The organism is Streptomyces sp. NPDC043878, assembly GCF_056435735.1.
Genome location: NZ_JBWKDW010000049.1, coordinates 1 through 22551, shown reverse-complemented (window position 1 = coordinate 22551; position 22551 = coordinate 1). Strand labels below are relative to the sequence as shown.

Genomic DNA, 22551 nt, shown 5'->3' with positions numbered 1-22551 from the left:
GGCGCGCAGGGCGGCCCGGCCGCCCATGCCGCGTCCGGCGAGGCAGACGGGGACGTCGCCGTAGCGGCGGACGGCCTCGTCGGCGGCCCAGGCGGCGTCCTGGGCGAGGTCGGCGCGGTCGCCGTTCCAGCCCCGCCAGCGGTAGCGCACCACGTGGGCGGCGATGCCGTGGGTGCTGCCCTCGGCGGCGAGGCGGCGCGCGAGGGCGCGGGTGCGGCGGTCGGGCAGGGGCGGGGGTCTGCGGTCGGAGTCGGGCAGGCCGGAGGGGAGCAGCAGCACCACCCCGGCGACGGCGGCCGGGGTGGCGGCGATGATGCGTCCGAGCCGGGGGTCCCGTACCGGCGTCGTGTGCTGGGTCACGACAGAACAGTCTCAGAAGCGCGGGCGTACGCCACCTGTACGGCGGGTCACCGTTACATATCGGCGCGCCGCGGCCCGGGGCCGTATCCGCACGGCCCTGACGGTCTACGCGCGTAGGAGGTACAGTGCCGCAATGACGAGCCAGATCGCGGGCCAGATGGCCCCCTCCCCGGACGCCGACCAGATCCGCCGCGCCCCGAAGGTGCTCCTCCACGACCACCTCGACGGTGGCCTGCGCCCCGGCACGATCGCCGAACTCGCCGCCGAACAGGGGTACTCGGCGCTCCCCGAGAGCGACCCGGCCAAGCTCGGCGCCTGGTTCCGGGAGGCCGCGGACTCCGGCTCGCTGGAGCGGTACCTGGAGACGTTCTCGCACACCGTCGGGGTCATGCAGACCCGCGAGGCCCTCTTCCGGGTCGCCGCCGAGGCCGCCGAGGACCTCGCGGCCGACGGCGTCGTCTACGCCGAGATCCGGTACGCCCCCGAGCAGCACCTCGACGGCGACCTCACCCTCGAAGAGGTCGTCGAGGCGGTCAACGAAGGGTTCCGCGAGGGCGAGCGGCGGGCGCTGGCGGCCGGCCACCGCATCCGCGTCGGCGCCCTGCTGACCGCCATGCGGCACGCCGCCCGCTCGCTGGAGATCGCCGAACTGGCCAACCGCTACCGGGACTCGGGCGTCGTCGGCTTCGACATCGCGGGCGCCGAGGCCGGCTTCCCGCCCACCCGACACCTCGACGCCTTCGAGTACCTGAAGCGGGAGAACAACCACTTCACCATCCACGCCGGCGAGGCGTTCGGCCTGCCCTCGATCTGGCAGGCGCTCCAGTGGTGCGGCGCCGACCGGCTCGGCCACGGGGTGCGGATCATCGACGACATCGAGGTGGCCGGCGACGGCTCGGTCAAGCTCGGCCGCCTCGCCTCCTACGTCCGCGACAAGCGCGTCCCGCTGGAGCTCTGCCCGACCTCCAACCTCCAGACCGGCGCCGCCCCCTCCTACGCGGACCACCCCATCGGCCTGCTCCGCAGCCTCGGCTTCCGCGCCACGGTCAACACCGACAACCGCCTCATGAGCGGCACCTCGATGAGCGCGGAGTTCGCGCACCTGGTCGAGGCATTCGGCTACGCGCTCGACGACATGCAGTGGTTCACCGTCAATGCGATGAAGTCCGCGTTCATTCCTTTCGATGAACGCCTCGCGATGATCAACGAGGTGATCAAGCCCGGTTACGCCGCACTCCGCTCGGCCTGGCTCTTCCGGGAGACCGTCCCGACCAGCGGTTCCGTCGGAACCGGCGACTGAGAACGGTTTCCCCGGGCAACGGCTGAACGGTCAGTTCCGGGTGCGGACACGGGTGAGGCCGGTGTTTGTGGGCCGCCCGGCGGCGTGGCTACGGTCGCCACGGCCGCCGGAGCGGTGGCAGTCACCCGCCCCCACAAGGACGTGTCCCATGAAGAAGCAGGCGAAGCACGCCAAGCCCTCGAAGTCGTCGCAGTTCGCGGCCAGGTCCCTCGGAGCCGTCGCGCTCGGAGCCGCCTTCGCGGCCGCCGGCGGCGGTGTGGCCTCGGCCGACACCGGCCTGCCCAAGCCCTCCGACGCCCTGACGACCGTCGACCAGACCCTGCCGCTCGGCGAGGTCGCCCAGTCGACGCTGCCCGCCGGCGCCCCCGAGGCGGTCGGCAGCGGGGTGCGGGCCGTGGGCCTGGGCGCCGACGCCCTCGTCGACAAGGCGAGCGACCCGCGCGCCCTCCTCGCCGAGCTGCCCAACGTCGACGACCTCGGCGTCGAGGGCCTGCCCACCGACGCCCTGCTCCGCGGCTGAGCCCAGCCGCATCCCGCGCACCGCACACCGACGGCCGGGTCTCCAGAGGAAGGGAGAACCGGCCGTCGGCGCTGCCCGGGGGGGGGTGGGGTGTACCCGCGGTGCGGCGTCACCAGGACTGCCGGGCGGCGCTCTTCTCGCTCGGCAGCAGGAACCACAGCGCCAGGTAGAGCAGGAACTGCGGGCCCGGCAGCAGACACGAGACCAGGAAGATCACCCGCATCGTGGTCGCGGAGGTGCCGAAGCGCCGTGCCAGCGCTGCGCACACTCCGCCGATCATGCGGCCTTCGGCGGGGCGGACAAGAGCGGTCATCATGGCTCCTCAGGGTTGGATTCGTCGGCTGCCCGACTGTCTTCAACGCTACGGAACCGGGGCGCGCGAAGCCTCGCTCTACGGTGCGATCCCGACCCTGGGAATCGTCGGGGTGCGACCCTGAGACGCCTCCTCCGCGAGGACGGGCGTCCGGTGCCGTGACCGGGACCTGCGGCGGAGCCAGCGGCGGGCCGCCGGGACGAGGGCGACATGGGCGAGGGCCACGCCCAGCGTGTTCAGGAGCAGCGAGTCGACGTCCACGACCTGGCCGGGGACACCGGTCTGGAGCAGTTCGACGCCCAGCGAGACGAGGGCGCCGGCGACGACCGTACGGACCAGGGACGCCAGCGGGAAGGCCCACAGCCGGCCGTGCGCCATCGGCAGCAGCACGCCGAGCGGGGCCAGCAGCGCGAGTCCCTCACCGAGGGGGCGGACGGCCTGCGGCCACCCCAGCGCCAGATCGGCCCGTATACCGGCGAGCGGACGCAGGTTGGGCGGCATCACCCAGGGGACGTCCAGCGGACGCAGCGTGAACCAGGCGACGAACGCGAGATGTGCGACCAGGAGTACACCTCCTGCCACACGGACGCGGATCGCGGCGCTGCCGCCGATGAAGCCTTGACGCTGCACGCCCCCCAAGACGCGCCCCTCGGCGCGAACGGTTCCGGAATCCCGTGCGATACCTGGGTGAGGCCTGCGCCACAGGCTCTCGCGACCCGCCCGCGCGGCGCGCCGCACGCCACTCGCGCGCGCCCCGCGAGCCGCCCGCACACCACCCGCGCGCCCCACGAGGCGCGTCCGCGTGAGCCGCGTCCGCGTGGAGCGTCCGGGCGAGGCGCGTCCGCGTGAGGCGCGTCCGCGTGAGCCGGGTCCGGGCGAGCCGCATTCGTGCCGGCCGAGTCCCGTCAGCTGTCGGTGACCTCGGTCGACGGCGGATGCGTGGAGCCGGGCCTGGTCCGTACGTCCTCGGTGCACTCGAAGCGGCGCGGGGGTTCGGCCCCCGGGCCGCCGAGGATGACCGAGCCGTCGCCCTCGGCCGCGGCCGAGTCGGAGAACGTGCAGACGATCTGGGCGAGGGCGTACGAGGTGAGGTCGCCGGGCCCGGTGCTCAGACGCAGCGTGTCCTCCGGGTCCTTGGGACGCGGCCCGCCGACGGTCATGCCGCCGCGGACGTCCGTGCTGTACCCGGCCTCCGTCTCGGACGCGGAGGGGTTCGCGGCGAGTTCGTCGAGCAGCGCCTGTGCCACCAGCACCCGCCGGCGGGAGTCGGCCGCGCCGTCCGGGACGCGCACCGTCCGGTCGACGGTCACCAGCGACGAGCCGCACAGCAGGAACACCTGCACCGGCAGCCCGCGCGTGGTCTGCGCCGACGCGTCCGGCTCGGACAGCGAGCAGTGCACCCGTGAGGGTGCCGGGCCGAAGTCCGTCGGGACCTCGGTGGAGCGGATGCCGCATCCCGTGAGCAGGGCGGCGAGCAGGGGCAGCGCCAGCAGCCGGCGTCCGTTCATCAGGCGTCCCCCTGCTTGGCGTCCTCGTGGTCCTCGGCGGGCTCCTCCAGGAGTGCCGACGGTTGCTGCGGCAGCCGTAGCGTGAACACCGCGCCGCCGTCGGGCGAGTTGGCGGCGGTGATCCCGCCGCCGTGGATGTGCGCGTTCTCCAGGGCGATCGACAGGCCGAGCCCGCTGCCCTCGGAGCGCGGGCGGGAGGCGCTCGCCTTGTAGAAGCGGTCGAAGACGTGCGGCAGGACGTCCTCCGGGATGCCGGGCCCGTGGTCGCGCACCTCGATGACGAGTTCGTCCTCGGCCGGGCGCACCGAGACCCGCACCGGGGAGCCGCCGTGCTTGAGGGCGTTGCCGATGAGGTTCGCCAGGATCACGTCCAGGCGGCGCGGGTCGAGCCGCACGTGGACTCCGCGCTCCGCGTCCAGTTCCACCGCGTCCAGCCAGGCCCGGGTGTCGATGCAGGCGGTGATCTGGTCGGCGATCTCGACGTCGTCCAGCACCAGCCGGGCGGTGCCCGCGTCGAAGCGGGTGACCTCCATCAGGTTCTCCACGAGGTCGTTCAGCCGCCGCGTCTCGCTGACGACGAGCCGTACGGCGGGCTCCACCATCGGGTCGATGCCGCCGGTCTCCGCCTCCAGCTCCTCCTCCAGCACCTCGCTCACCGCGGTGATGGCGGTCAGCGGCGTACGGAGTTCGTGGGACATGTCGGCCACGAAGCGGCGCGAGGCGTCCTCACGCGCGGACATGTCGGCCACGCGTTTCTCCAGCGACTCGGCCGCGTTGTTGAACGTCCGGGAGAGATCGGCGAGTTCGTCGGTGCCCGACACCCGCAGCCGGGTGTCCAGCCGGCCCTCGCCGAGTCGGCGGGCGGCCACCCCGAGCCGGTGCACCGGCTTGAGGACGGTCGTGGCGGCGGCCTGCGCGAGCAACGCGGAGCCGATCAGGGCGAGCGCGGTGGCGATGCCCAGAGACCAGGCCAGCGAGTTGAGGTCCTTCGCCTCCGGTTCCAGCGACTTGAGCATGTAGCCGGTGGGGCCGCCGCCGATCACCCTGGTGCCGGCCACCAGGTACGGGGTGTCGTGCCGCAGGACCCGCTGCCAGTAAAGGTGGTAGGGGTACTTGTTGTTGGCGTTGACCGTCTGCTCGCGGTTGACGGCCTCGCGCAGCGACGCGGGCACGTCTTCCAGCGTGAAGCCGTCCAGGGCGCCGGAGTTGCCGTAGACCGTGCGGCCGCCCGCCTCCGCGGCGACGAGCAGCACGCTGAAGCGCTGGCTGCTGGTGGCCATCTGGCCCGCGGTGTGCTGCAGTTCGTCCTGCGAGGGGTTCTCGGGCAGCGCGCCCGCCCGGTTCTGCATCTCCTGCTGGAAGTCGCGCAGCACCGCGTCCTGGGTGCGGGTGAGCACGGCCTCGCGGTTGAGCCAGTAGGCGATCCCGGACGCGGACACCGCGGCGGTGAGTGCCACCAGGGCGAACACCACCACCAGCCGCAGTCGCAGGCTGGTGAACCGCAGCCGTGACCAGACTCCCCTGTGCGCCGCGGTCCAGCCGCGGAGCCCCCCGTGTGCTTCGGTCACTGAGGGGAGTCCAGCCGGTAGCCCACGCCCCGCACGGTCCGGATGAGCGTCGGGGAGGACGGCACGTCCTCGACCTTGGCGCGCAGCCGCTGCACGCAGGCGTCGACGAGCCGCGAGTCACCGAGGTAGTCGTGCTCCCACACCAGTCGCAGCAACTGCTGGCGCGACAGCGCCTGCCCCGGCCGCCGGCTCAGTTCCAGCAGCAGCCGCAGTTCGGTCGGCGTGAGCTGGAGGTCCTCGCCGTTCTTCGTCACGGTCATGGCCGCACGGTCGATGACCAGGGAACCGAAGGTGGCCGCGTCGTTCGCCTCCCGCTCCCCGCGCCGCAGCACGGCCCGGATCCGGGCGTCCAGCACCCGCCCCTGGACGGGTTTGACGACGTAGTCGTCGGCGCCGGACTCCAGGCCGACGACCACGTCGATGTCGTCGTTGCGGGCGGTGAGCAGGATGATCGGCAACTGGTCGGTGCGCCGGATGCGCCGGCACACCTCGAAGCCGTCGATACCGGGCAGCATCACGTCCAGCACGATGAGATCCGGCCGCTGTTCGCGCAACAGCTTCAGGCCGTCCTCGCCCGTGGCAGCGGTGGCAACCCGGTGGCCCTGGCGCGTCAGTGAGAGCTCCAGGGCCGTACGGATGGCGTCGTCGTCCTCGATCAGCAACAGGGAAGGCACGGGCTCATTCTGGCCCATGGAGGGGGTGCTGTTCGACCTGTGGGCGAGCACAGGATGTGCGAGCGCTCCCACGGCGGTCCGTGCAACCGCCGCGCGGCCCCTCGCGTCCGTCCCTACGGCACCCGTCCGTGAGGCCGCTGTGAGCCGTCTGCGAACGACCCCTGTGACAGGTCTGTGACAGTCGGCGGACACGGCCATGAAGTGCCCCCGGCAAGCTTCTCGGCACAGGCAAGGAAGCACGGCGAACCAGGCAGTACACGGGGAAGTCCACGACGGGGGGCGCGAGATGAACACGCTGCACAGCATCAGCACCGGCGCAGTGATCACGCGACTGCACGACGTCGGACAGGGTTCGGGGAAGTCCGGTGCCGACGGGGGCGCCTCCCGCACGAGCGGTGGGGAGCGTGCGGGAGGGCGGGGGTGCGCTCGTGGTACCGGTCGTCAGCACACCGCGTACGCGCAGCAAGGGCAGCCCTACATGGCGGTCGTCGACGCCTCCACGGGGGAAGCGCACGGGGGAGCGGCGTACGGGGAGGGCTCGGGGGAGCGACGTTCCCTGTCGGAGGCGGAGTTCACCGCCTACGTCCGGGAGCGCCGCGCCTCCCTGTACGCCACCGCCTACCACCTGACCGGTGACCGTTTCGAGGCCGAGGACCTGCTGCAGAGCGCGCTGTTCTCGACGTACCGGGCGTGGGAGCGGATCAGTGACAAGGCGGCCGTCGGGGGATACCTGCGGCGGACGATGACCAATCTGCACATCAGCGCGTGGCGCCGCCGCAAGCTGAACGAGTACCCGACCGAGGAACTGCCGGAGACGGCCGGCGACACGGACGCGATGCGCGGCACCGAGCTGCGCGCGGTCCTGTGGCAGGCGCTGGCCCGGCTGCCCGAACTCCAGCGCACCATGCTGGTCCTGCGGTACTACGAGGGCCGCACGGACCCGGAGATCGCGGAGATCCTCGGCATCAGTGTCGGCACGGTGAAGTCCAGCATCTGGCGGTCGCTCCGCCGGCTGCGCGAGGACGAGGTCCTCAGCTTCGGCCGTGACGAGCAGGACGCCTTCGGGGAGCTCGTGGCCTGAAGGCAGGGGGAAGCGGGTGACCCGGGGGGGCATCGACGGGGGAGCGGTGTCCGGGGAACCGGCGGGGGAGCACGGGGAAGTACGGGGGAAACGGGGGGAACGGGGGAGCACCGAGGGATCGGGGCTGGAGGGCCGGGGGGTCCGTCCAGCCCCTTTTCCGTGCGCGGCCGGTGGCGGGGCGCCCGCTCAGCCCGCCGGGGTGGCCGCCGGACGCCGGCCCGCCGCGGCGGCGGCGAGACGGCCGAGGGCCTCGTCCCTGTCGCAGGGGTAGGCGCCCAGCGCGCTCTGCCGCGCCACGATCGAACGCTCCAGCCGCATCAGACGCCAGCCGCGGCGCAGCAGGACCGGCACCGACTTGCGGCCCTCCCGCAGATCCCGCAGGAAGCGCCGGCGGAAGGTCCGCAGCGGGCCGCGGCTCAGGCACAGCGCGTCGGCGAGCACGCCGAGCTCCCGGCAGCGGTCCACGATCTCGGCGGCGAAGATGCCCTCCGCGATGAACAGCGGGGTCCGCCCCACGTCCACCGCCTCGGTGCCGGTGCGGGCGCTCTGCGCGAGGTCGTAGACGGGTACGTCGGTACGGCCCGTGCGGCACAGTTCCACGATCGAGGCGACGGCCGTGTCCGCGTCCCAGGAGCCGGGGTGGTCCCAGTCGGTGTAGGAGCTCCCGGAGACCAGGGGAAGCGTCGGGTCGGTGCCCTCCTTGTAGAAGTCGTCGAGCCGCAGGACCGGAAGGCCGGAGCGGGCGGCGAGGAGGGACTTGCCGGAGCCGGAGGGGCCGCAGAGCAGCACGACTCGGGTCGGTACGGGCGGATGGGAGCTCACGGGACACCAGTGTGAGGCATCGACCGAGGCCAGGACGACCCCGCGGGTCGGCTTTGAAGCGCGCGCCACACCTCAACTACCCTTCGTGTCGACCTGATTACCTCCTGTACCGAGAAGGTGGCAGCAGCGATGGCCCGACACGCTTTCCCCCACACCCCGACCGCCCGACGCGCCCTGGTCGCCCTCGCGACCGCGGGGGTGGCGCTGGGAGCAGGTGCGGCGACGGCCTCCGCGGACACCGGGCCGGTCCTGGACGTGGTGCGCGCCCGCCCCACCTCCCTCGGCGACTTCGACCCGCAGGCGGGCCTGAACGCGCTGCGCGGCACGGTCGGTCACGTCACCGGCCCGGTCGCCGGCCTCAAGCCGAACCCGCTGGCCGGCACCGGGGTCGACCCCCTCGACAACGGCATCGGCACCCAGCTCGCCGACTTCAAGCCGCTGACCTCGCAGATGCTGACCGGTCCGGTCGCGCAGGCGCAGTCGATCGGCAGCCTGCCGGTGGTCGGACAGGCCATGGGGCTGCTGAACGGCTGAGGACGGCCGCCGGAACGAAGAGCCGCGCCTCCCCCGGACGGAGGGGAGACGCGGCTCTCCGGCTTGGGACGGCTCTCCAGGTGGCTCTCCGCGCTGTCGGTAGGCGGAGTGGCTTCCCGCGCTGTCAGTAGGCGGAGCCGGACGCGCCGAGCGAACCCGTGGGGTGCCAGACCGTCTTCGTCTCCAGGAACGCCGTCAGACGGTCGGTTCCGGGAGCCGCCGCGTAATCCACAGGCTGTGGACGCAGGACGCGCTTGAGGTTGTCGGCCGCCGCGATCTCCAGCTCCTTCGCCAGTACGTCGTCGGCGCCGGCCAGGTCGATCGCGTTGACGTCCTGGTGCGCGGCCAGCGGGGCCGCGATCTCCGCCGTACGGCCGGAGAGGACGTTGACGACCCCGCCGGGCAGGTCGGAGGTGGCGAGCACCTCGCCGAGGGAGAGGGCCGGGAGCGGCGACCGCTCGCTCGCGATCACCACGGCCGTGTTGCCGGTGGCGATCACCGGGGCGACGACCGAGACCAGGCCCAGGAAGGACGACTCCTGCGGGGCGAGGACCGCGACGACTCCGGTCGGCTCCGGGGAGGACAGGTTGAAGTAGGGGCCGGCGACCGGGTTTCCGCCGCCCACCACCTGGGCGATCTTGTCGGTCCAGCCCGCGTACCAGACCCAGCGGTCGATGGCCGCCTCCACCTGCTCGACGGCCTTCGACTTCGACAGGCCCTCCGCGTCGGCGACCTCGTGCACGAACTGGCTCCTGCGGCCCTCCAGCATCTCGGCGACGCGGTAGAGGACCTGGCCGCGGTTGTACGCGGTGGCGCCGGACCAGCCGCCGAACGCCTTACGGGCGGCGACGACCGCGTCACGGGCGTCCTTGCGGGAGGACAGCGGCGCGTTCGCCAGCCACGTGCCCCTGGAATCGGTCACCTCGTACACCCGGCCGCTCTCCGAACGCGGGAACTTCCCGCCGACGTACAGCTTGTAGGTCTTGAAGACGCTGAGGCGCCGCTGCTCGGACTTGTCAGACATCGAGGTACGCCTCCAGGCCGTGACGGCCGCCCTCGCGGCCGAAGCCCGACTCCTTGTACCCGCCGAACGGCGAGGTCGGGTCGAACTTGTTGAACGTGTTGGACCACACGACACCCGCCCGGAGCCTGTTCGCCACCGCCAGGATGCGGGAGCCCTTCTCCGTCCAGATGCCCGCCGACAGGCCGTACGGCGTGTTGTTGGCCTTGGCGACGGCCTCGTCCGGGGTGCGGAAGGTCAGCACCGACAGGACCGGGCCGAAGATCTCGTCGCGGGCGACGGTGTGCGCCTGGGTGACGTTGGTGAACAGCGTCGGGGCGAACCAGTAGCCGGACGAGGGGAGTTCACAGGCCGGGGACCAGCGCTCGGCGCCCTCCGCCTCGCCCTGCTCGACCAGCGTGGTGATCCGCGAGAGCTGCTCGGCGGAGTTGATCGCGCCGATGTCCGTGTTCTTGTCCATCGGGTCACCGAGGCGGAGCGTGGAGAGCCGGCGCTTGAGGGAGTCGAGGAGCTCCTCCTGGATCGACTCCTGCACCAGCAGGCGGGAGCCCGCGCAGCAGACCTGGCCCTGGTTGAAGAAGATGCCGGTGACGATGCCCTCGACGGCCTGGTCGATCGGCGCGTCGTCGAAGACGATGTTCGCGCCCTTGCCGCCCAGTTCGAGCGTGAGCTTCTTGCGGGAGCCCGCGACCGTGCGCGCGATCTCCTTGCCGACGGCCGTGGAACCGGTGAAGGCCACCTTGTTCACGTCCGGGTGCGCCACCAGGGCGGCCCCGGCGTCGCCGTAGCCCGGGAGGATGTTGACGACACCCTTCGGCAGGCCCGCCTGGCGGCAGATGTCCGCGAAGAACAGGGCCGACAGGGGCGTGGTCTCGGCGGGCTTGAGGACGACCGTGTTGCCGGTCGCGAGCGCCGGGGCGATCTTCCACGCCAGCATCAGCAGCGGGAAGTTCCAGGGGATGACCTGGCCGGCCACGCCCAGGGGGCGGGGGCTCGCGCCGAAGCCGGCGTGCTCCAGCTTGTCGGCCCAGCCCGCGTAGTAGAAGAAGTGCGCGGCGACCAGGGGCAGGTCGGCGTCGCGGGTCTCCCGGATCGGCTTGCCGTTGTCCAGCGTCTCCAGGACGGCCAGTTCGCGGCTGCGTTCCTGGATGATCCGGGCGATGCGGAACAGGTACTTGGCGCGCTCGGAGCCGGGCAGCGCCGACCACTTCACGAACGCGCCGCGGGCGGCCTTCACGGCCCGGTCGACGTCCGCCTGGCCCGCCTGGGCGATCTCGGAGAGGACCTCCTCGGTCGACGGCGAGACGGTCTTGAAGACCTTGCCGTCGGCGGCCTCGGTGAACTCGCCGTCGATGAACAGGCCGTAGGACGGGGCGATGTCGACGACCGCGCGGGACTCGGGCGCCGGTGCGTACTCGAAAACAGATGCCATGGTGATCAGTCCACCGTCACGTAGTCGGGGCCGGAGTAGCGGCCGGTGGCCAGCTTCTGACGCTGCATCAGCAGGTCGTTCAGCAGCGAGGAGGCGCCGAAGCGGAACCAGTGGCTGTCCAGCCAGTCCTCGCCCGCGGTCTCGTTGACCAGCACGAGGAACTTGATCGCGTCCTTGCTGGTGCGGATGCCGCCGGCCGGCTTCACGCCGACCTGGACCCCGGTCTGGGCGCGGAAGTCGCGGACGGCCTCCAGCATCAGCAGGGTGTTCGGGGGGGTCGCGTTCACCGCGACCTTGCCGGTGGACGTCTTGATGAAGTCCGCCCCGGCGAGCATGCCGAGCCAGCTCGCGCGCCGGATGTTGTCGTACGTCGACAGCTCACCCGTCTCGAAGATGACCTTGAGGCGGGCCGCCCCCGACGCCTCCTTCACGGCGACGATCTCCTCGTACACCTTCTGGTACTTGCCCGCGAGGAACGCCCCGCGGTCGATGACCATGTCGATCTCGTCGGCACCCGCTTCGACCGCGGCCCGCACGTCGGCCAGCTTCACGTCGAGCGCGGCGCGGCCGGCCGGGAACGCGGTGGCGACGGAGGCGACCTTCACCGGGGAGCCGGCGACGGCCTCCTTCGCGAAGGGCACCATGTCGGGGTAGACGCAGACGGCGGCCGTGGCGGGCGTGGTGCGGTCGGTCGGATCGGGGCGGACCGCCTTCGCGCCGAGCGCCCGGACCTTGCCCGGGGTGTCCGCGCCTTCCAGCGTCGTCAGGTCGACCATGGAGATCGCGAGGTCGATGGCGTACGCCTTCGCGGTCGTCTTGATGGAACGGGTGCCGAGCGAGGCGGCGCGTGCCTCCAGGCCGACCGCGTCGACGCCGGGCAGCCCGTGGAGGAAGCGGCGCAGCGTGCTGTCGGACGTGGTGACGTCAGCGAGTGCGTGGGGTGCGGTGGTGGGCATGGTCACCAGACGAGCATATCTACGCGCGTAGCGGCTGTACACCCCGGAGGGCCGATCGGCCGCAGTCCCCTCGGGGCGGGGCCGCGGCGAAGCCGGCCGGAGGGCTCCCCGCCGCGCGTGCGGGGCCGGTCGGCACCGCCTGTGAGGACCGGCCCGCACGTCGGGCACAATCGGGACCATGACGACCCCGGAGCATCAGCCACCAGCGCCGCAGCCCTCGGCACCCGTGTCCAAGGACCGGATCTACCGGTCGCCTATGGGACTCGTCGGCGGCCTGCTGCTGCTCGCCATCGTCGCCTGGCTCGGCATCGACGCGCTGGTCGCGGGCAAGGGGCGCACCCCCTGGCTGGCGCTCGCCACGCTGCTCCTCGTGGGACCGCTGATCGCGGCCTTCACGGTCCGGCCCGCGGTGTTCGCCGGGCAGGACCGGCTGCGCGTCCGCAACCCCTTCCGCGTGATCGTGCTGCCCTGGGGGCAGGTCGAGATGTTGCGGTCCGGCTACTCGAACGAGGTCTTCGCCAAGGCGGGCACCAAGTTCCAGCTGTGGGCCATCCCCGTCTCGCTGCGGGCCCGCGGCAAGGCGGCACGGCGCGAGGCACGCGCGACGGCGGAGAAGGAGGGCCGCGCCTCCGGCAGGGGTGGCCGCGCCGGCTGGGCCGGGGGCATGGGCGGCGGGTTCGGCGGAGGCGGTGCCGTGGACGACGGACCGACGCGCGCCGAGTTCGACAGGGTCATGGACGAACTGCGCGCGATCCTCGACGCACGGGGGAAGGCCGCCACGGCCCAGGGCGAGGTGAGCGTGCGCTGGGCCTACGAGATCGTGGGCCCGGCACTGGCCGGCGCGGTGCTGCTGGCGGTGCTGCTGGCCGTGGGGTGAGTTTTCCGGGACGTTCCCTCGGTCGAGTTTCCCGGGACGTTCCCTCGGCCGAGACGGCGGCCCCGCATCCGGCGACGGACCCGAGGACCGCTGCCGCCAGCGTCCCCGAGTGTCCGGGAAGCGCTCAGTACGAACATGCGGCAGCCCCCGTTCCTGCTCCTGCGTGCCGCCTCTGCCCCCTGCGTGCCGCGTCTGCTCCTGTGCGCCGCGTCTGCCCCTGCGTGCCGCCCCTGCCCTGCGTGCCGAGTCTGCTCCTGCGTGCCGCCTCTGCCCCCTGCGTGCCGCGTCTGCTCCTGCCCGCCGCCGCGACACCCGGCGGCTGCCTCTCCCGGGACGGCCTCCGTTCGGTCCGCCGGGAGTACTTCGAGCCGAAGCCGCGCCGGCGCGGCGGCGACTCCCGGGCGGTCGCCGCGCCCCGCTGGGCCCGGCGCCGGCGCGGCTGCGGCCCGACCCACCCCTGCGACGCGGTGGCCGCCGAACTCACCGCCCCGCACACCGATCCCGCGCCGCGTCCCACCGGCGTCAGCGAGGAACGGGCCCGGGGACGCGCCCTGTGCCGCCGGCCGTCCTGTTCTCCCCGGCCTGGCCGGCGTTCCTGGCGGCCGTACCGCACCTCCTGGTGAGGCCCCCCGGAGGCCGGGGCCGTCACCGGCGCCCCCGTCACGGCGCGCTGGGCCACACCAGGACCATGTACGCGCCGCAGTACGCCGAGCCCAGGACCGCCCCCGCCAGGGCGAGCACGCGCAGCCGGCGGGAGGCGCGGGACAGGTGCAGGGCCGCGGGCAGCAGCAGGGGGAAGGCCGGGAGGAGGAAGCGGGCCCGCGGGAAGTACACGCCGCCGTTGCCCAGCACGATCGTCAGCAGTACGGCCGTGAACACCAGCATCGGAGGCGGCTGGCGGTCCCCCACCGACAGGACGAACATCACCGCCGAGGCGATCAGGGTGAGCGTCACCATCACCAGGAACAGCTCCGGCGTCGAGTCGTGCCCGAGCAGGTCCCGGAACCGGAGCAGGGTCTCCCGGCCGCCGTCCAGCTCGTTGTGCCACAGCCGCTGGACGGCGAAGTAGCCGTCCCAGCGGCCCAGCCGCAGGCCCACCCAGCCGACGTAGGCGCACCAGCCGAGCGGGGCGAGGGCCGCCGCCGCGAGGGCGCGGGCGGAGCGGCGCCGGCGCGGCGGCAGCAGGACCGTGACCGTGACGGCGGCCGCCACCGCCACCCCGGTCGGGCGGGTCAGGCCGGCCAGGACCGCGAGCCAGGCCGCCGTGAGCGGGCGGTCGGTGAGCAGGGCGTACAGCGCCCAGGCCGCGAAGGCCGTGAACAGCGACTCGGTGTAGCCCATCCACTGCACCAGGCCGACCGGGAACGCGGCCCACAGGGTGGTGAGCAGCACGCCGACGCGCCGGCCGTGCAGGAGGTCGCCGACCGCGAACACCCCCCAGGCCGCGACCAGGGAGGCGCCGACCGCGAGGCCGAGGCCGGTGCTCGCCCGGCTGCCGGGGGTGACGGCCGCGACGGCCTTGACCAGGACCGGATAGAGCGGGAAGAAGGCCAGGTTGTTGGTGTCGAACGCGGAGCCGAGCGCGCGGGCGTAGCCGTGGTCGGCGATCCCGAGGTACCAGCGCGCGTCCCACTGCGTTGCCAGGATCGGCCAGACCCCGTGGTGGCGCCGGTGCGCCCAGAGGGCCAGGACGAGCAGCCCCGAGGCGCGTACGGCGACGTGGGCGAGGAGAGCGGGGGCCGCCCGGCGCAGCTCGGCGCGCAGCGCGGGCAGCCGGGCGGCGCGGGCCGCGGGAGCGGGGGCGTGGGGGCGCCTGGTGCCGGGGACGCGGGTGCTGGGGGCGGTCGGGGACACGGCGGCAGCTCCAGTACTCGGCGGGCGGTACGGCGGTACCGCTCAACCGTTCCCGCGGAGCGGGCGGGCCGTGGAGCGTGCCTCGGCTGTCGCACCGAAATCACCCGATGGGGTGCCCCCGAGTGGGGGCACCCCATCGGGTACGGGTCAGATGCCGGCGGCCGCCGACAGGTCCCGCTTGATCGCCGCCAGCAGGTCGGCCGCCGTCGCGCGGGCCGCGGGCAGAGCGGCGTGCGCGGTGACCGGCACGACGACCTCCAGGTAGCACTTCAGCTTCGGTTCGGTGCCGCTGGGGCGCACCACGACACGGGCGCCGTCGAGCGTGTAGCGCAGGCCGTCGGTGGGCGGCAGGGTGTCCGTGCCCCGGGTGAGGTCCTCGGCCCGGGTGACCGGCAGGCCCGCGAGACGGGTCGGCGGGTGTTCGCGCAGGCGCTCCATCGCGCGGGTGATGAGCGACAGGTCGGCCACCCGTACGGAGAGCTGGTCGGTGGCGTGCAGCCCGTGCTCCACGGCGAGGTCGTCGAGGAGGTCGGGCAGGGTCCGGCCCTCGGCCTTCAGCTCGGAGGCCAGCTCGGTGATCAGGAGCGCGGCGGTGATGCCGTCCTTGTCACGGACGCCGTCGGGGTCGACGCAGTAGCCGAGGGCCTCCTCGTAGCCGTAGCGCAGGCCCTCGACGCGGGCGATCCACTTGAAGCCGGTGAGGGTCTCCTCGTACGGCAGACCCGCCTTCTCGGCGATCCGGCCGAGGAGGGAGGAGGACACGATCGACTCGGCGAAGGTGCCGCGGGCGCCGCGCCGCACGAGGTGGGCGGCGAGCAGCACGCCGACCTCGTCGCCCCGGAGCATCCGCCAGGTGTCGCCGCCGCCGACGGCCACGGCGCAGCGGTCGGCGTCCGGGTCGTTGGCGATGATCAGGTCCGGGTCGCTCACGCGGGCCTGCGCGAAGGCGAGGTCCATCGCGCCGGGCTCCTCCGGGTTGGGGAAGGCCACGGTCGGGAAGTCCGGGTCGGGCTCGGCCTGTTCGGCGACCAGCACGGGCGCGGGGAAGCCGGCCCGGGCGAACGCGGCGAGCAGGACGTCCTTGCCGACGCCGTGCATCGCGGTGTAGACGGTGCGGGCCGTGCGGGGCGAACCGGCCGCCAGCACCTCGTCGGTACGGGCCAGGTAGGCGTCGAGGACCGAGTCGTCGAGGGTCTCCCAGCCGGCCTCGGGGCGGGGCACGTCGCGCAGTGAGCGGACGGCGGCGATCTCGGCGGCGATCCCGGCGTCGGCCGGGGGCACGATCTGGGAGCCGTCGCCGAGGTAGACCTTGTAGCCGTTGTCGCGGGGCGGGTTGTGGCTGGCGGTGACCTCCACACCGGCGACCGCGCCGAGATGCCGTATGGCGTAGGCGAGGACGGGCGTGGGCAGCGGGCGGGGGAGTACGGCCGCCCGGAGGCCGGCGCCGGTCATCACCGCGGCGGTGTCGCGGGCGAAGTCGGCGGACTTGTGACGGGCGTCGTAGCCGATGACGACGAGCCCACCGGTCTCGCCGCGGGCCTTGAGGTACGCGGCGAGACCGGCGGCGGCGCGGATCACGACGGCGCGGTTCATCCGCATGGGCCCGGCGCCGAGCTCGCCCCGGAGGCCGGCCGTGCCGAACTGGAGGGTGCCGCTGAACCGCGCGGCGAGCTCGGCGTGGTCCCCGGCGTCGATGAGCTTGCCGAGTTCCTCACGGGTCTCCGCGTCGGGGTCCTCGGCCAGCCATGCCCTGGCCCGTGCGAGGAGTTCGTCGTGCACGTCGGGTCAACCTCTCGTCGGTTCGGTGGATCGTTCGTCCCGGGGGTGTTCCGCCCCGGCCGCCCTGGCCTGTCCCATCCTGTACCCGGAGGGCTGCCGCCCCCCGGCCCGCCGTTCCGGACTCGGCGGCCTCACTCGCAGGCCTTCCCGGACGGCCGAGTGCGCCGGGTCCGGGCCGCCGGGGCGCGGCCCGCGCCGGCGTTCCACCGGCGGGGTACGGAGCCTGCCCGCGGGGCCGGCGGGCCCGGGCGTCCTCCGGCTACAGGCGGCCCAGGACCTGGACCAGGAGGGAACCCATGCGGGTCGCGCTGTCGCGGCCCGCCTGGAGGACCTCCTCGTGGTTCAGCGGCTCGCCCGTCATGCCGGCCGCCAGGTTCGTCACCAGCGAGATGCCCAGCACCTCGGCGCCTGCCTCACGCGCCGCGATGGCCTCCAGCACCGTCGACATGCCCACCAGGTCCGCGCCGATGGCACGGGCCATCCGGATCTCGGCCGGCGTCTCGTAGTGCGGGCCGGGGAACTGGGCGTAGACGCCCTCCTCCAGGCTCGCGTCGATCTCCTTGCACAGGGCGCGCAGCCGCGGCGAGTACAGGTCGGTGAGGTCCACGAAGTTCGCGCCGACGATCGGCGACGTGGCGGTCAGGTTGATGTGGTCGCTGATCAGGACCGGCTGACCGGGACGCATGCCCGCGCGCAGCCCGCCGCAGCCGTTGGTCAGCACGATGGTCTTGCTGCCGGCGGCGACGGCCGTGCGGACGCCGTGCGCGACGGAGGCCACCCCGCGGCCCTCGTAGTAGTGCGTGCGGCCCAGGAAGACCAGCGCGCGCTTCTCCCCGATCCGGTACGAACGGATCGTGCCGCCGTGTCCCTCCACCGCCGGCGGGGGGAAGCCGGGCAGCTCGGTGACCTGGAACTCGGCGTCGGGCGCGCCCAGGGCGTCCACGGCCGGTGCCCAGCCGGAGCCCATCACGAGGGCGACGTCGTGGGTCTCGGCGCCCGTCAGTTCGCGCAGGCGCGCGGCGGCGGCGTCTGCGGCGGCGTGCGGGTCGCCCTGGATGTCGTCCGGAAGAAGAGATGCGTTCACGCGGATGAGGGTAGCCGGTCCGGGCCTACGCGCGTAGATGACAGAGCTCACGGGATGGCGATCGTTGTCTTGTCGTTTCCAACGAACCCGCGGGAGCGGCGGGGCGGCGGGCGCCCCGGCGGGCGTGCGGATGGCCCGGAGGCCGCGTCAGCAGGGGCGCTTGCGGAGTTCCATCACGTAGTCGTGCGGGGCGCCCGCGGACTCGGCCGCGTCGGCGACCTCGCCCAGGTAACGCGCCGACGGCAGGCCGCCCTCGTAGCCGTTGAGGACGTACAGCCAGGCCGGCTCCTCGCCCTCCAGCGTGTGCACGCGCACCCGCATCCGGCGGTAGATGTCGAGGCCGACGCCCTCCCAGCGGTCCATGGAGTCCTCGTCCATGGGCGCGATGTCGTACAGCGCGACGAACACCTGGGAGCCCGGCGCCTCCACGACGGTGGCCAGCGCCCCCTCCCAGCCCAGGTGCTCGCCGCCGAAGGTCAGCCGCCACCCGTTGAGCCAGCCGACGGCCCGCTGCGGCGAGTGCGGGGCGCGGCGGGTCATCAGCCGCGCGTCGAGGTTGCCGGCGTACGCGGCGTAGAGCGACATGCGTCGAGAGTACGGCAGCCGTCACCCCCGTCCCACCGGTCCCAGCACCAGCTGTGACGTGTTCCTCGGCCCCCGGGGCGCCGACATCTTGAACCGTGCGGGACAATGGAGTACGTGACTCGGATCGTGATCATCGGTGGCGGACCCGGCGGATACGAGGCGGCCCTCGTGGCCGCCCAGCTCGGCGCGGAGGTGACCGTCGTCGACTGCGACGGCCTGGGCGGGGCGTCGGTGCTGACCGACTGCGTGCCGTCCAAGACCCTCATCGCCACGGCCGAGGTGATGACCACCTTCGACTCCTCGTACGAGGAGCTGGGGATCATCGTCGCCGACGACACCCCGCCCCTGGAGCAGGCGGCCCGGGTGGTCGGCGTGGACCTCGGCAAGGTCAACCGGCGCGTCAAGCGGCTCGCCCTCGCCCAGTCGCACGACATCACCGCCTCCGTCACCCGGGCCGGCGCGCGCGTCCTGCGCGGCCGGGGCCGCCTGGAGGGCATGCAGGCGCTCGACGGCTCCCGCAAGGTCGTCGTCCGGGCCGCGGACGGCACCGAGGAGACGCTCGTCGCCGACGCCGTCCTGATCGCCACCGGCGCCCACCCGCGCGAGCTGCCCGACGCCCAGCCCGACGGCGAACGCATCCTCAACTGGACGCAGGTCTACGACCTCGACGAACTCCCCGAGGAGCTCATCGTCGTCGGTTCCGGTGTCACCGGTGCCGAGTTCGCCGGCGCCTACCAGGCACTCGGCGCGAAGGTGACCCTCGTGTCCTCCCGCGACCGCGTGCTGCCCGGCGAGGACCCGGACGCCGCCGCCGTCCTGGAGGACGTCTTCCGGCGCCGCGGCATGAACGTGATGGCCCGCTCCCGCGCCGAGTCCGCCAAGCGCGTCGGCGACCGGGTCGAGGTCACCCTCGCCGACGGCCGGGTCATCACCGGGTCGCACTGCCTGATGGCTGTCGGCGCCATCCCGAACAGCGAGGGCATGGGCCTGGAGGACGCCGGGGTCAAACTGCGCGACTCCGGGCACATCTGGACCGACAAGGTCTCCCGCACCACCGCTCCCGGCGTGTACGCCGCCGGTGACGTCACCGGCGTGTTCGCGCTGGCCTCGGTGGCGGCGATGCAGGGCCGTATCGCCATGTACCACTTCCTCGGCGACGCGGTCGCCCCGCTGAACCTCAAGACGGTCTCCTCCAACGTCTTCACCGACCCCGAGATCGCCACCGTCGGCTACTCGCAGGCCGACGTGGACGGCGGCAAGATCGACGCCCGCATGGTGAAGCTGCCGCTGCTGCGCAACCCGCGCGCGAAGATGCAGGGCATCCGGGACGGCTTCGTCAAGATCTTCTGCCGGCCCGGCACCGGCATCGTGGTCGGCGGTGTCGTCGTGGCCCCGCGCGCCTCGGAACTGATCCACCCGATCTCGATCGCGGTCGACAACAATCTGACGGTCGAGCAGATCGCGAACGCGTTCACCGTCTACCCGTCCCTGTCGGGGTCGATCGCCGAGGTGGCCCGTCAGCTCCACACCCGCAAGGAGACCGGTCAGGCCTGATGACCGAAAGCGACTCCCCGCTGGTCACGGGGAGTTGCCGCCCATTCGTGCGGCATAGTCGGCGAGCCTAGGCCCTATACCACCCCGTGCCCTGCCGTGCGAACAACTTCTGCTATTCGGCGCAAACAGCTGAAAGCAGACGGTCGCCCGCGTTACTGTCAGTTTCGTGTTCGCTGCAGAACGTCGCCAATTGATCCTCGAAATGGTGCGAGCGAACGGGGCCGTGTCGCTCCGTGAGCTCGCCCGCGTCGTCCAGACCTCCGAAGTGACCGTACGGCGGGACGTGCGCGCGCTGGAGGCAGAAGGACTCCTCGACCGCCGGCACGGCGGTGCGGTATTGCCGGGCGGATTCACGCGGGAGTCCGGCTTTCCGCAGAAGTCACATCTCGCGACCGCCGAGAAGACGGCCATCGCCGACCTCGCCGCCGGTTTCGTCGAAGAGGGCGAGGCCATCGTCGTCGGGGCGGGGACCACGACCCAGGAGCTGGCCCGCCGGCTCGCGCGGATCCCCGGGCTGACCGTCGTCACCAACTCCCTTCTGGTGGCCCAGGCGCTGGCCCACGCCAACCGGGTGGAGGTCGTCATGACCGGTGGCACCCTGCGTGGCTCCAACTACGCCCTGGTGGGTTCCGGCGCCGAGCAGTCCCTCCAGGGGCTGCGGGTCTCCCGGGCCTTCCTGTCCGGAAGCGGACTGACCGCCGAGCGCGGGCTGTCCACGTCCAACATGCTGTCGGCGTCCGTGGACCGGGCGCTCGTGCAGGCGGCCTCCGAGGTCGTCGTCCTGGCCGACCACACCAAGCTGGGCACCGACACGATGTTCCAGACCGTGCCGACGGACCTCATCACCCGTCTCGTGACCGACGAGCCGCCCGGCCACGACGACCGCGCGGCCACCGAACTCCAGGCCCTCGCCGACCAGGGGGTGCAGATCGCCGTGGCCGGGGCGGGAGCGTCGGGGGGTGACACGGTCCCGGCGCGGCAGCAACAGCGCCGGGACGTACCCCTCCCGAGCCCCCGCCGCGGCCAGACCCCGGGCGCCGGACCGGGCCCGAGACCAGCCGCCACCGTCCTGGGCGACCCGACCTCCGGCCCGGCAGAACGAGCCCGAGTGGCCGACCTACGCCGCCGCTGACCAACCCCGCGCCCCGAAGGGGGCCCTGAAGGGGCGCGAGGCATCGATGGGGGCGCGGAACGGCACACTGAAGGTGCGCGGGGCGCTGATAGGGGCGCGGGGAACTGCGCGACCAGCCACGACGCACCCGCGGACGAAAGGGGCGCGGGGCCGTCACAGGGGCGCGGGGAACTGCGCGATCCACCACGCGGGTGCCCTATGAGGGGCGCGGGGCGCTGATAGGGGCGCGGGGAACGGCGCGACCAGCCACGACGCACCCGCGGACGACACACCGGGCCCCGCCCACCCCACGGCCCCCCGAGTAGTCCCACACGCCCCCCGGCGGAGCGTCACCGTTTCAAGCCCCGCAAAGTCAAACGCAACAGACGATCCGCCAGCCCCGGGTCACCCGCCGTCTCCTCCGCCGCCAACGCGATCGCGTGCGTCAGCTGAAGCAGGTCACCGATCGCCACGTCCGAACGCACCGTGCCCGCCTCCTGCGCCCGCGTCAACAGCGCGCCGCCCGCCTCGCGGATCGGCCCGCTGCACCGGGCGAGCGCGGAGGAGTCGTCGTACGACACCGCCATCAACGCCCGCGCGAGTCCGCGGTACTCACCCGCGTGGGTGACCATCTCGCCCAGCCACGTCACCAGGGCCGAGCAGGGCTCGGGGGCGCGCAACAGTTCGCGGGAGCGGGCCAGCAGGTCGCCGACCGCGTCCTCGAAGACCGCGCTCAGCAGGGCGGGCCGGTTGGGGAAGTGCCGGTAGAGCGTGCCGATGCCGACGCCTGCCCGCCGGGCCACGTCTTCGAGGGACGCCTCCGTGCCGTGCGCGGCGAACGCGGAGCGCGCCTCGGCGAGCAGCCGTTCGTGGTTGCGCCGGGCATCGGCCCGCATGACCCGCGGACTGCCGACGGCCACCGGACCCGCCGCCCCCGCGGCCACCGGACCCGCAGTCACGGACCCAGTCCCCACCGGACCCGTCACCGCCCGGGCGGCCACCGAACCCGCAGTCACGGACCCAGTCCCCACCGGACCCGTCACCGCCCGGGCGGCCACCGAACCCGCAGTCACGGACCCAGTCCCCACCGGACCAGCCACCGCCCCCGCGGGCACCGAACCCGCCGTCACTGATTCGGCCGTCACCTGACCGGCCGTCACCGACCCGGCCGTCACCGACCCGGCCGTCACCGACCCGGCCGTCACCGACCCGGTGTTCACCGTTTCGGGCGTCACCGGTTCGGCCCCGTCTCGCGCGGCCCGTACCCGGGGCTGTCGGTGTTCCTGGGGTTCCGTGGTCTCCGCTGAGGTCGCGCCCGCCATGGTTCCCCACCTGCTCTCTCTCACACCCCGGTCTGCCCCCAGCATGCCACCGGGCCCGAACCGGCGGTCTTCGCCCGGATCCACCGGGGCCGTGGACGTCAGGGGGGCGTCCGCGTGCCACCGGGGCAGAGACGAGGCGCCCGGTGGACTGATCGCTCAGTCCACCGGGCGCCTCGGGATGTCACCTGAGCCGTGATCGAGGGATCAGTCCTTGATCTCGCAGATCGGCGCGCCGGAGGTGAGGGAGGCGCCGACTTCGGCGGACAGGCCCTTGACGGTGCCGGACCGGTGCGCGT

Annotated in this window: 23 protein-coding genes and 1 pseudogene; 8 read left to right on the top strand and 16 right to left on the bottom strand. The window is 73.2% G+C overall.

The window, feature by feature from the left end:
- A pseudogene (locus AC07AZ_RS37525) lies at window positions 1–360 on the bottom strand (alpha/beta hydrolase); the annotation flags it as partial.
- A gap of 133 nt (window positions 361–493) precedes the next feature.
- Here AC07AZ_RS37525 and AC07AZ_RS37520 point away from each other — a divergent pair.
- Window positions 494–1660: an adenosine deaminase gene (locus tag AC07AZ_RS37520; protein WP_478855238.1), complete on the top strand. Its 1167-nt coding sequence runs from the start codon at window positions 494–496 to the stop codon at window positions 1658–1660.
- Window positions 1661–1808: 148 nt separating this feature from the next.
- Complete coding sequence (locus AC07AZ_RS37515; RefSeq protein ID WP_023419159.1) at window positions 1809–2180, top strand: hypothetical protein; 372 nt, start codon at window positions 1809–1811, stop codon at window positions 2178–2180.
- 109 nt (window positions 2181–2289) lie between these two features.
- On the opposite strand, the gene AC07AZ_RS37510 is transcribed toward AC07AZ_RS37515, so the two are convergent.
- From AC07AZ_RS37510 to afsQ1, 5 genes are all read right to left on the bottom strand, one after another.
- On the bottom strand, window positions 2290–2493 hold the full coding sequence (locus tag AC07AZ_RS37510; protein WP_478855237.1) for a PspC domain-containing protein: 204 nt from the start codon (window positions 2491–2493) through the stop codon (window positions 2290–2292).
- Window positions 2494–2571: 78 nt separating this feature from the next.
- Complete coding sequence (locus AC07AZ_RS37505) at window positions 2572–3123, bottom strand: VanZ family protein (protein WP_478855236.1); 552 nt, start codon at window positions 3121–3123, stop codon at window positions 2572–2574.
- Between the two features lie 275 nt (window positions 3124–3398).
- Window positions 3399–4001 (bottom strand): hypothetical protein, encoded by a 603-nt coding sequence (locus AC07AZ_RS37500; RefSeq protein WP_478855235.1) that lies wholly within the window; start codon window positions 3999–4001, stop codon window positions 3399–3401.
- Complete coding sequence (locus AC07AZ_RS37495) at window positions 4001–5569, bottom strand: ATP-binding protein (protein ID WP_478855234.1); 1569 nt, start codon at window positions 5567–5569, stop codon at window positions 4001–4003. The genes AC07AZ_RS37500 and AC07AZ_RS37495 overlap by 1 nt, the downstream gene beginning before the upstream one ends.
- Complete coding sequence (afsQ1, locus tag AC07AZ_RS37490; RefSeq protein WP_356046442.1) at window positions 5566–6243, bottom strand: two-component system response regulator AfsQ1; 678 nt, start codon at window positions 6241–6243, stop codon at window positions 5566–5568. The genes AC07AZ_RS37495 and afsQ1 overlap by 4 nt, the downstream gene beginning before the upstream one ends.
- 286 nt (window positions 6244–6529) lie before the next feature.
- Here afsQ1 and AC07AZ_RS37485 point away from each other — a divergent pair, with 286 nt between their 5' ends.
- Entirely contained in the window at window positions 6530–7324 is a 795-nt protein-coding gene (locus tag AC07AZ_RS37485) for a SigE family RNA polymerase sigma factor (RefSeq protein ID WP_478855233.1), read from the top strand.
- A 186-nt stretch (window positions 7325–7510) separates the two neighbouring features.
- Here the strand turns inward: AC07AZ_RS37485 and AC07AZ_RS37480 are convergent, their stop codons facing one another.
- Entirely contained in the window at window positions 7511–8215 is a 705-nt protein-coding gene (locus tag AC07AZ_RS37480) for a uridine kinase family protein (protein WP_478855232.1), read from the bottom strand.
- Between the two features lie 60 nt (window positions 8216–8275).
- Here AC07AZ_RS37480 and AC07AZ_RS37475 point away from each other — a divergent pair, with 60 nt between their 5' ends.
- A complete protein-coding gene (locus AC07AZ_RS37475) occupies window positions 8276–8680 on the top strand; it encodes a hypothetical protein (protein ID WP_478855231.1) in 405 nt (134 codons plus the stop codon).
- A gap of 124 nt (window positions 8681–8804) precedes the next feature.
- Here the strand turns inward: AC07AZ_RS37475 and AC07AZ_RS37470 are convergent, their stop codons facing one another.
- From AC07AZ_RS37470 to deoC, 3 genes are read right to left on the bottom strand one after another with little or no spacing between them, the layout of a single operon-like run.
- Window positions 8805–9704, bottom strand: a complete 900-nt coding sequence (locus AC07AZ_RS37470; RefSeq protein WP_478855230.1) for an aldehyde dehydrogenase family protein — start codon at window positions 9702–9704, stop codon at window positions 8805–8807.
- Window positions 9697–11133: an aldehyde dehydrogenase family protein gene (locus AC07AZ_RS37465; RefSeq protein ID WP_478855229.1), complete on the bottom strand. Its 1437-nt coding sequence runs from the start codon at window positions 11131–11133 to the stop codon at window positions 9697–9699. The genes AC07AZ_RS37470 and AC07AZ_RS37465 overlap by 8 nt, the downstream gene beginning before the upstream one ends.
- Window positions 11134–11138: 5 nt before the next feature.
- On the bottom strand, window positions 11139–12089 hold the full coding sequence (gene deoC, locus AC07AZ_RS37460; RefSeq protein ID WP_478855242.1) for a deoxyribose-phosphate aldolase: 951 nt from the start codon (window positions 12087–12089) through the stop codon (window positions 11139–11141).
- 178 nt (window positions 12090–12267) lie between these two features.
- Between deoC and AC07AZ_RS37455 the strand changes: the two genes are divergently transcribed.
- Window positions 12268–12966, top strand: coding sequence for a PH domain-containing protein (locus tag AC07AZ_RS37455; protein ID WP_478855228.1), 699 nt, complete (start codon window positions 12268–12270; stop codon window positions 12964–12966).
- Between the two features lie 239 nt (window positions 12967–13205).
- Window positions 13206–13589, top strand: a complete 384-nt coding sequence (locus AC07AZ_RS37450; RefSeq protein ID WP_478855227.1) for a hypothetical protein — start codon at window positions 13206–13208, stop codon at window positions 13587–13589.
- Window positions 13590–13626: 37 nt separating this feature from the next.
- Here the strand turns inward: AC07AZ_RS37450 and AC07AZ_RS37445 are convergent, their stop codons facing one another.
- From AC07AZ_RS37445 to AC07AZ_RS37430, 4 genes are all read right to left on the bottom strand, one after another.
- Entirely contained in the window at window positions 13627–14820 is a 1194-nt protein-coding gene (locus AC07AZ_RS37445) for a hypothetical protein (RefSeq protein WP_478855226.1), read from the bottom strand.
- A gap of 147 nt (window positions 14821–14967) precedes the next feature.
- Window positions 14968–16599, bottom strand: a complete 1632-nt coding sequence (locus tag AC07AZ_RS37440) for a phospho-sugar mutase (protein ID WP_478855225.1) — start codon at window positions 16597–16599, stop codon at window positions 14968–14970.
- Window positions 16600–16858: 259 nt separating this feature from the next.
- The gene (locus AC07AZ_RS37435; protein WP_478855224.1) at window positions 16859–17683 is read right to left on the bottom strand and encodes a purine-nucleoside phosphorylase; all 825 of its coding nucleotides are present in this window, start codon (window positions 17681–17683) and stop codon (window positions 16859–16861) included.
- A 147-nt stretch (window positions 17684–17830) separates the two neighbouring features.
- Window positions 17831–18268, bottom strand: a complete 438-nt coding sequence (locus AC07AZ_RS37430; RefSeq protein ID WP_478855223.1) for a gamma-glutamylcyclotransferase family protein — start codon at window positions 18266–18268, stop codon at window positions 17831–17833.
- Between the two features lie 105 nt (window positions 18269–18373).
- Here AC07AZ_RS37430 and AC07AZ_RS37425 point away from each other — a divergent pair, with 105 nt between their 5' ends.
- A complete protein-coding gene (locus AC07AZ_RS37425; protein WP_356046418.1) occupies window positions 18374–19822 on the top strand; it encodes an NAD(P)H-quinone dehydrogenase in 1449 nt (482 codons plus the stop codon).
- A 202-nt stretch (window positions 19823–20024) separates the two neighbouring features.
- A complete protein-coding gene (locus AC07AZ_RS37420) occupies window positions 20025–20954 on the top strand; it encodes a DeoR/GlpR family DNA-binding transcription regulator (RefSeq protein WP_478855241.1) in 930 nt (309 codons plus the stop codon).
- A 329-nt stretch (window positions 20955–21283) separates the two neighbouring features.
- Here the strand turns inward: AC07AZ_RS37420 and AC07AZ_RS37415 are convergent, their stop codons facing one another.
- Together AC07AZ_RS37415 and AC07AZ_RS37410 are read right to left on the bottom strand one after the other, a co-directional pair.
- Window positions 21284–21829 (bottom strand): TetR/AcrR family transcriptional regulator, encoded by a 546-nt coding sequence (locus AC07AZ_RS37415; protein WP_478855240.1) that lies wholly within the window; start codon window positions 21827–21829, stop codon window positions 21284–21286.
- Between the two features lie 630 nt (window positions 21830–22459).
- Window positions 22460–22551: biotin/lipoyl attachment domain-containing protein (locus AC07AZ_RS37410; protein WP_478855239.1), on the bottom strand; the 92-nt coding region annotated here is incomplete at its 5' end.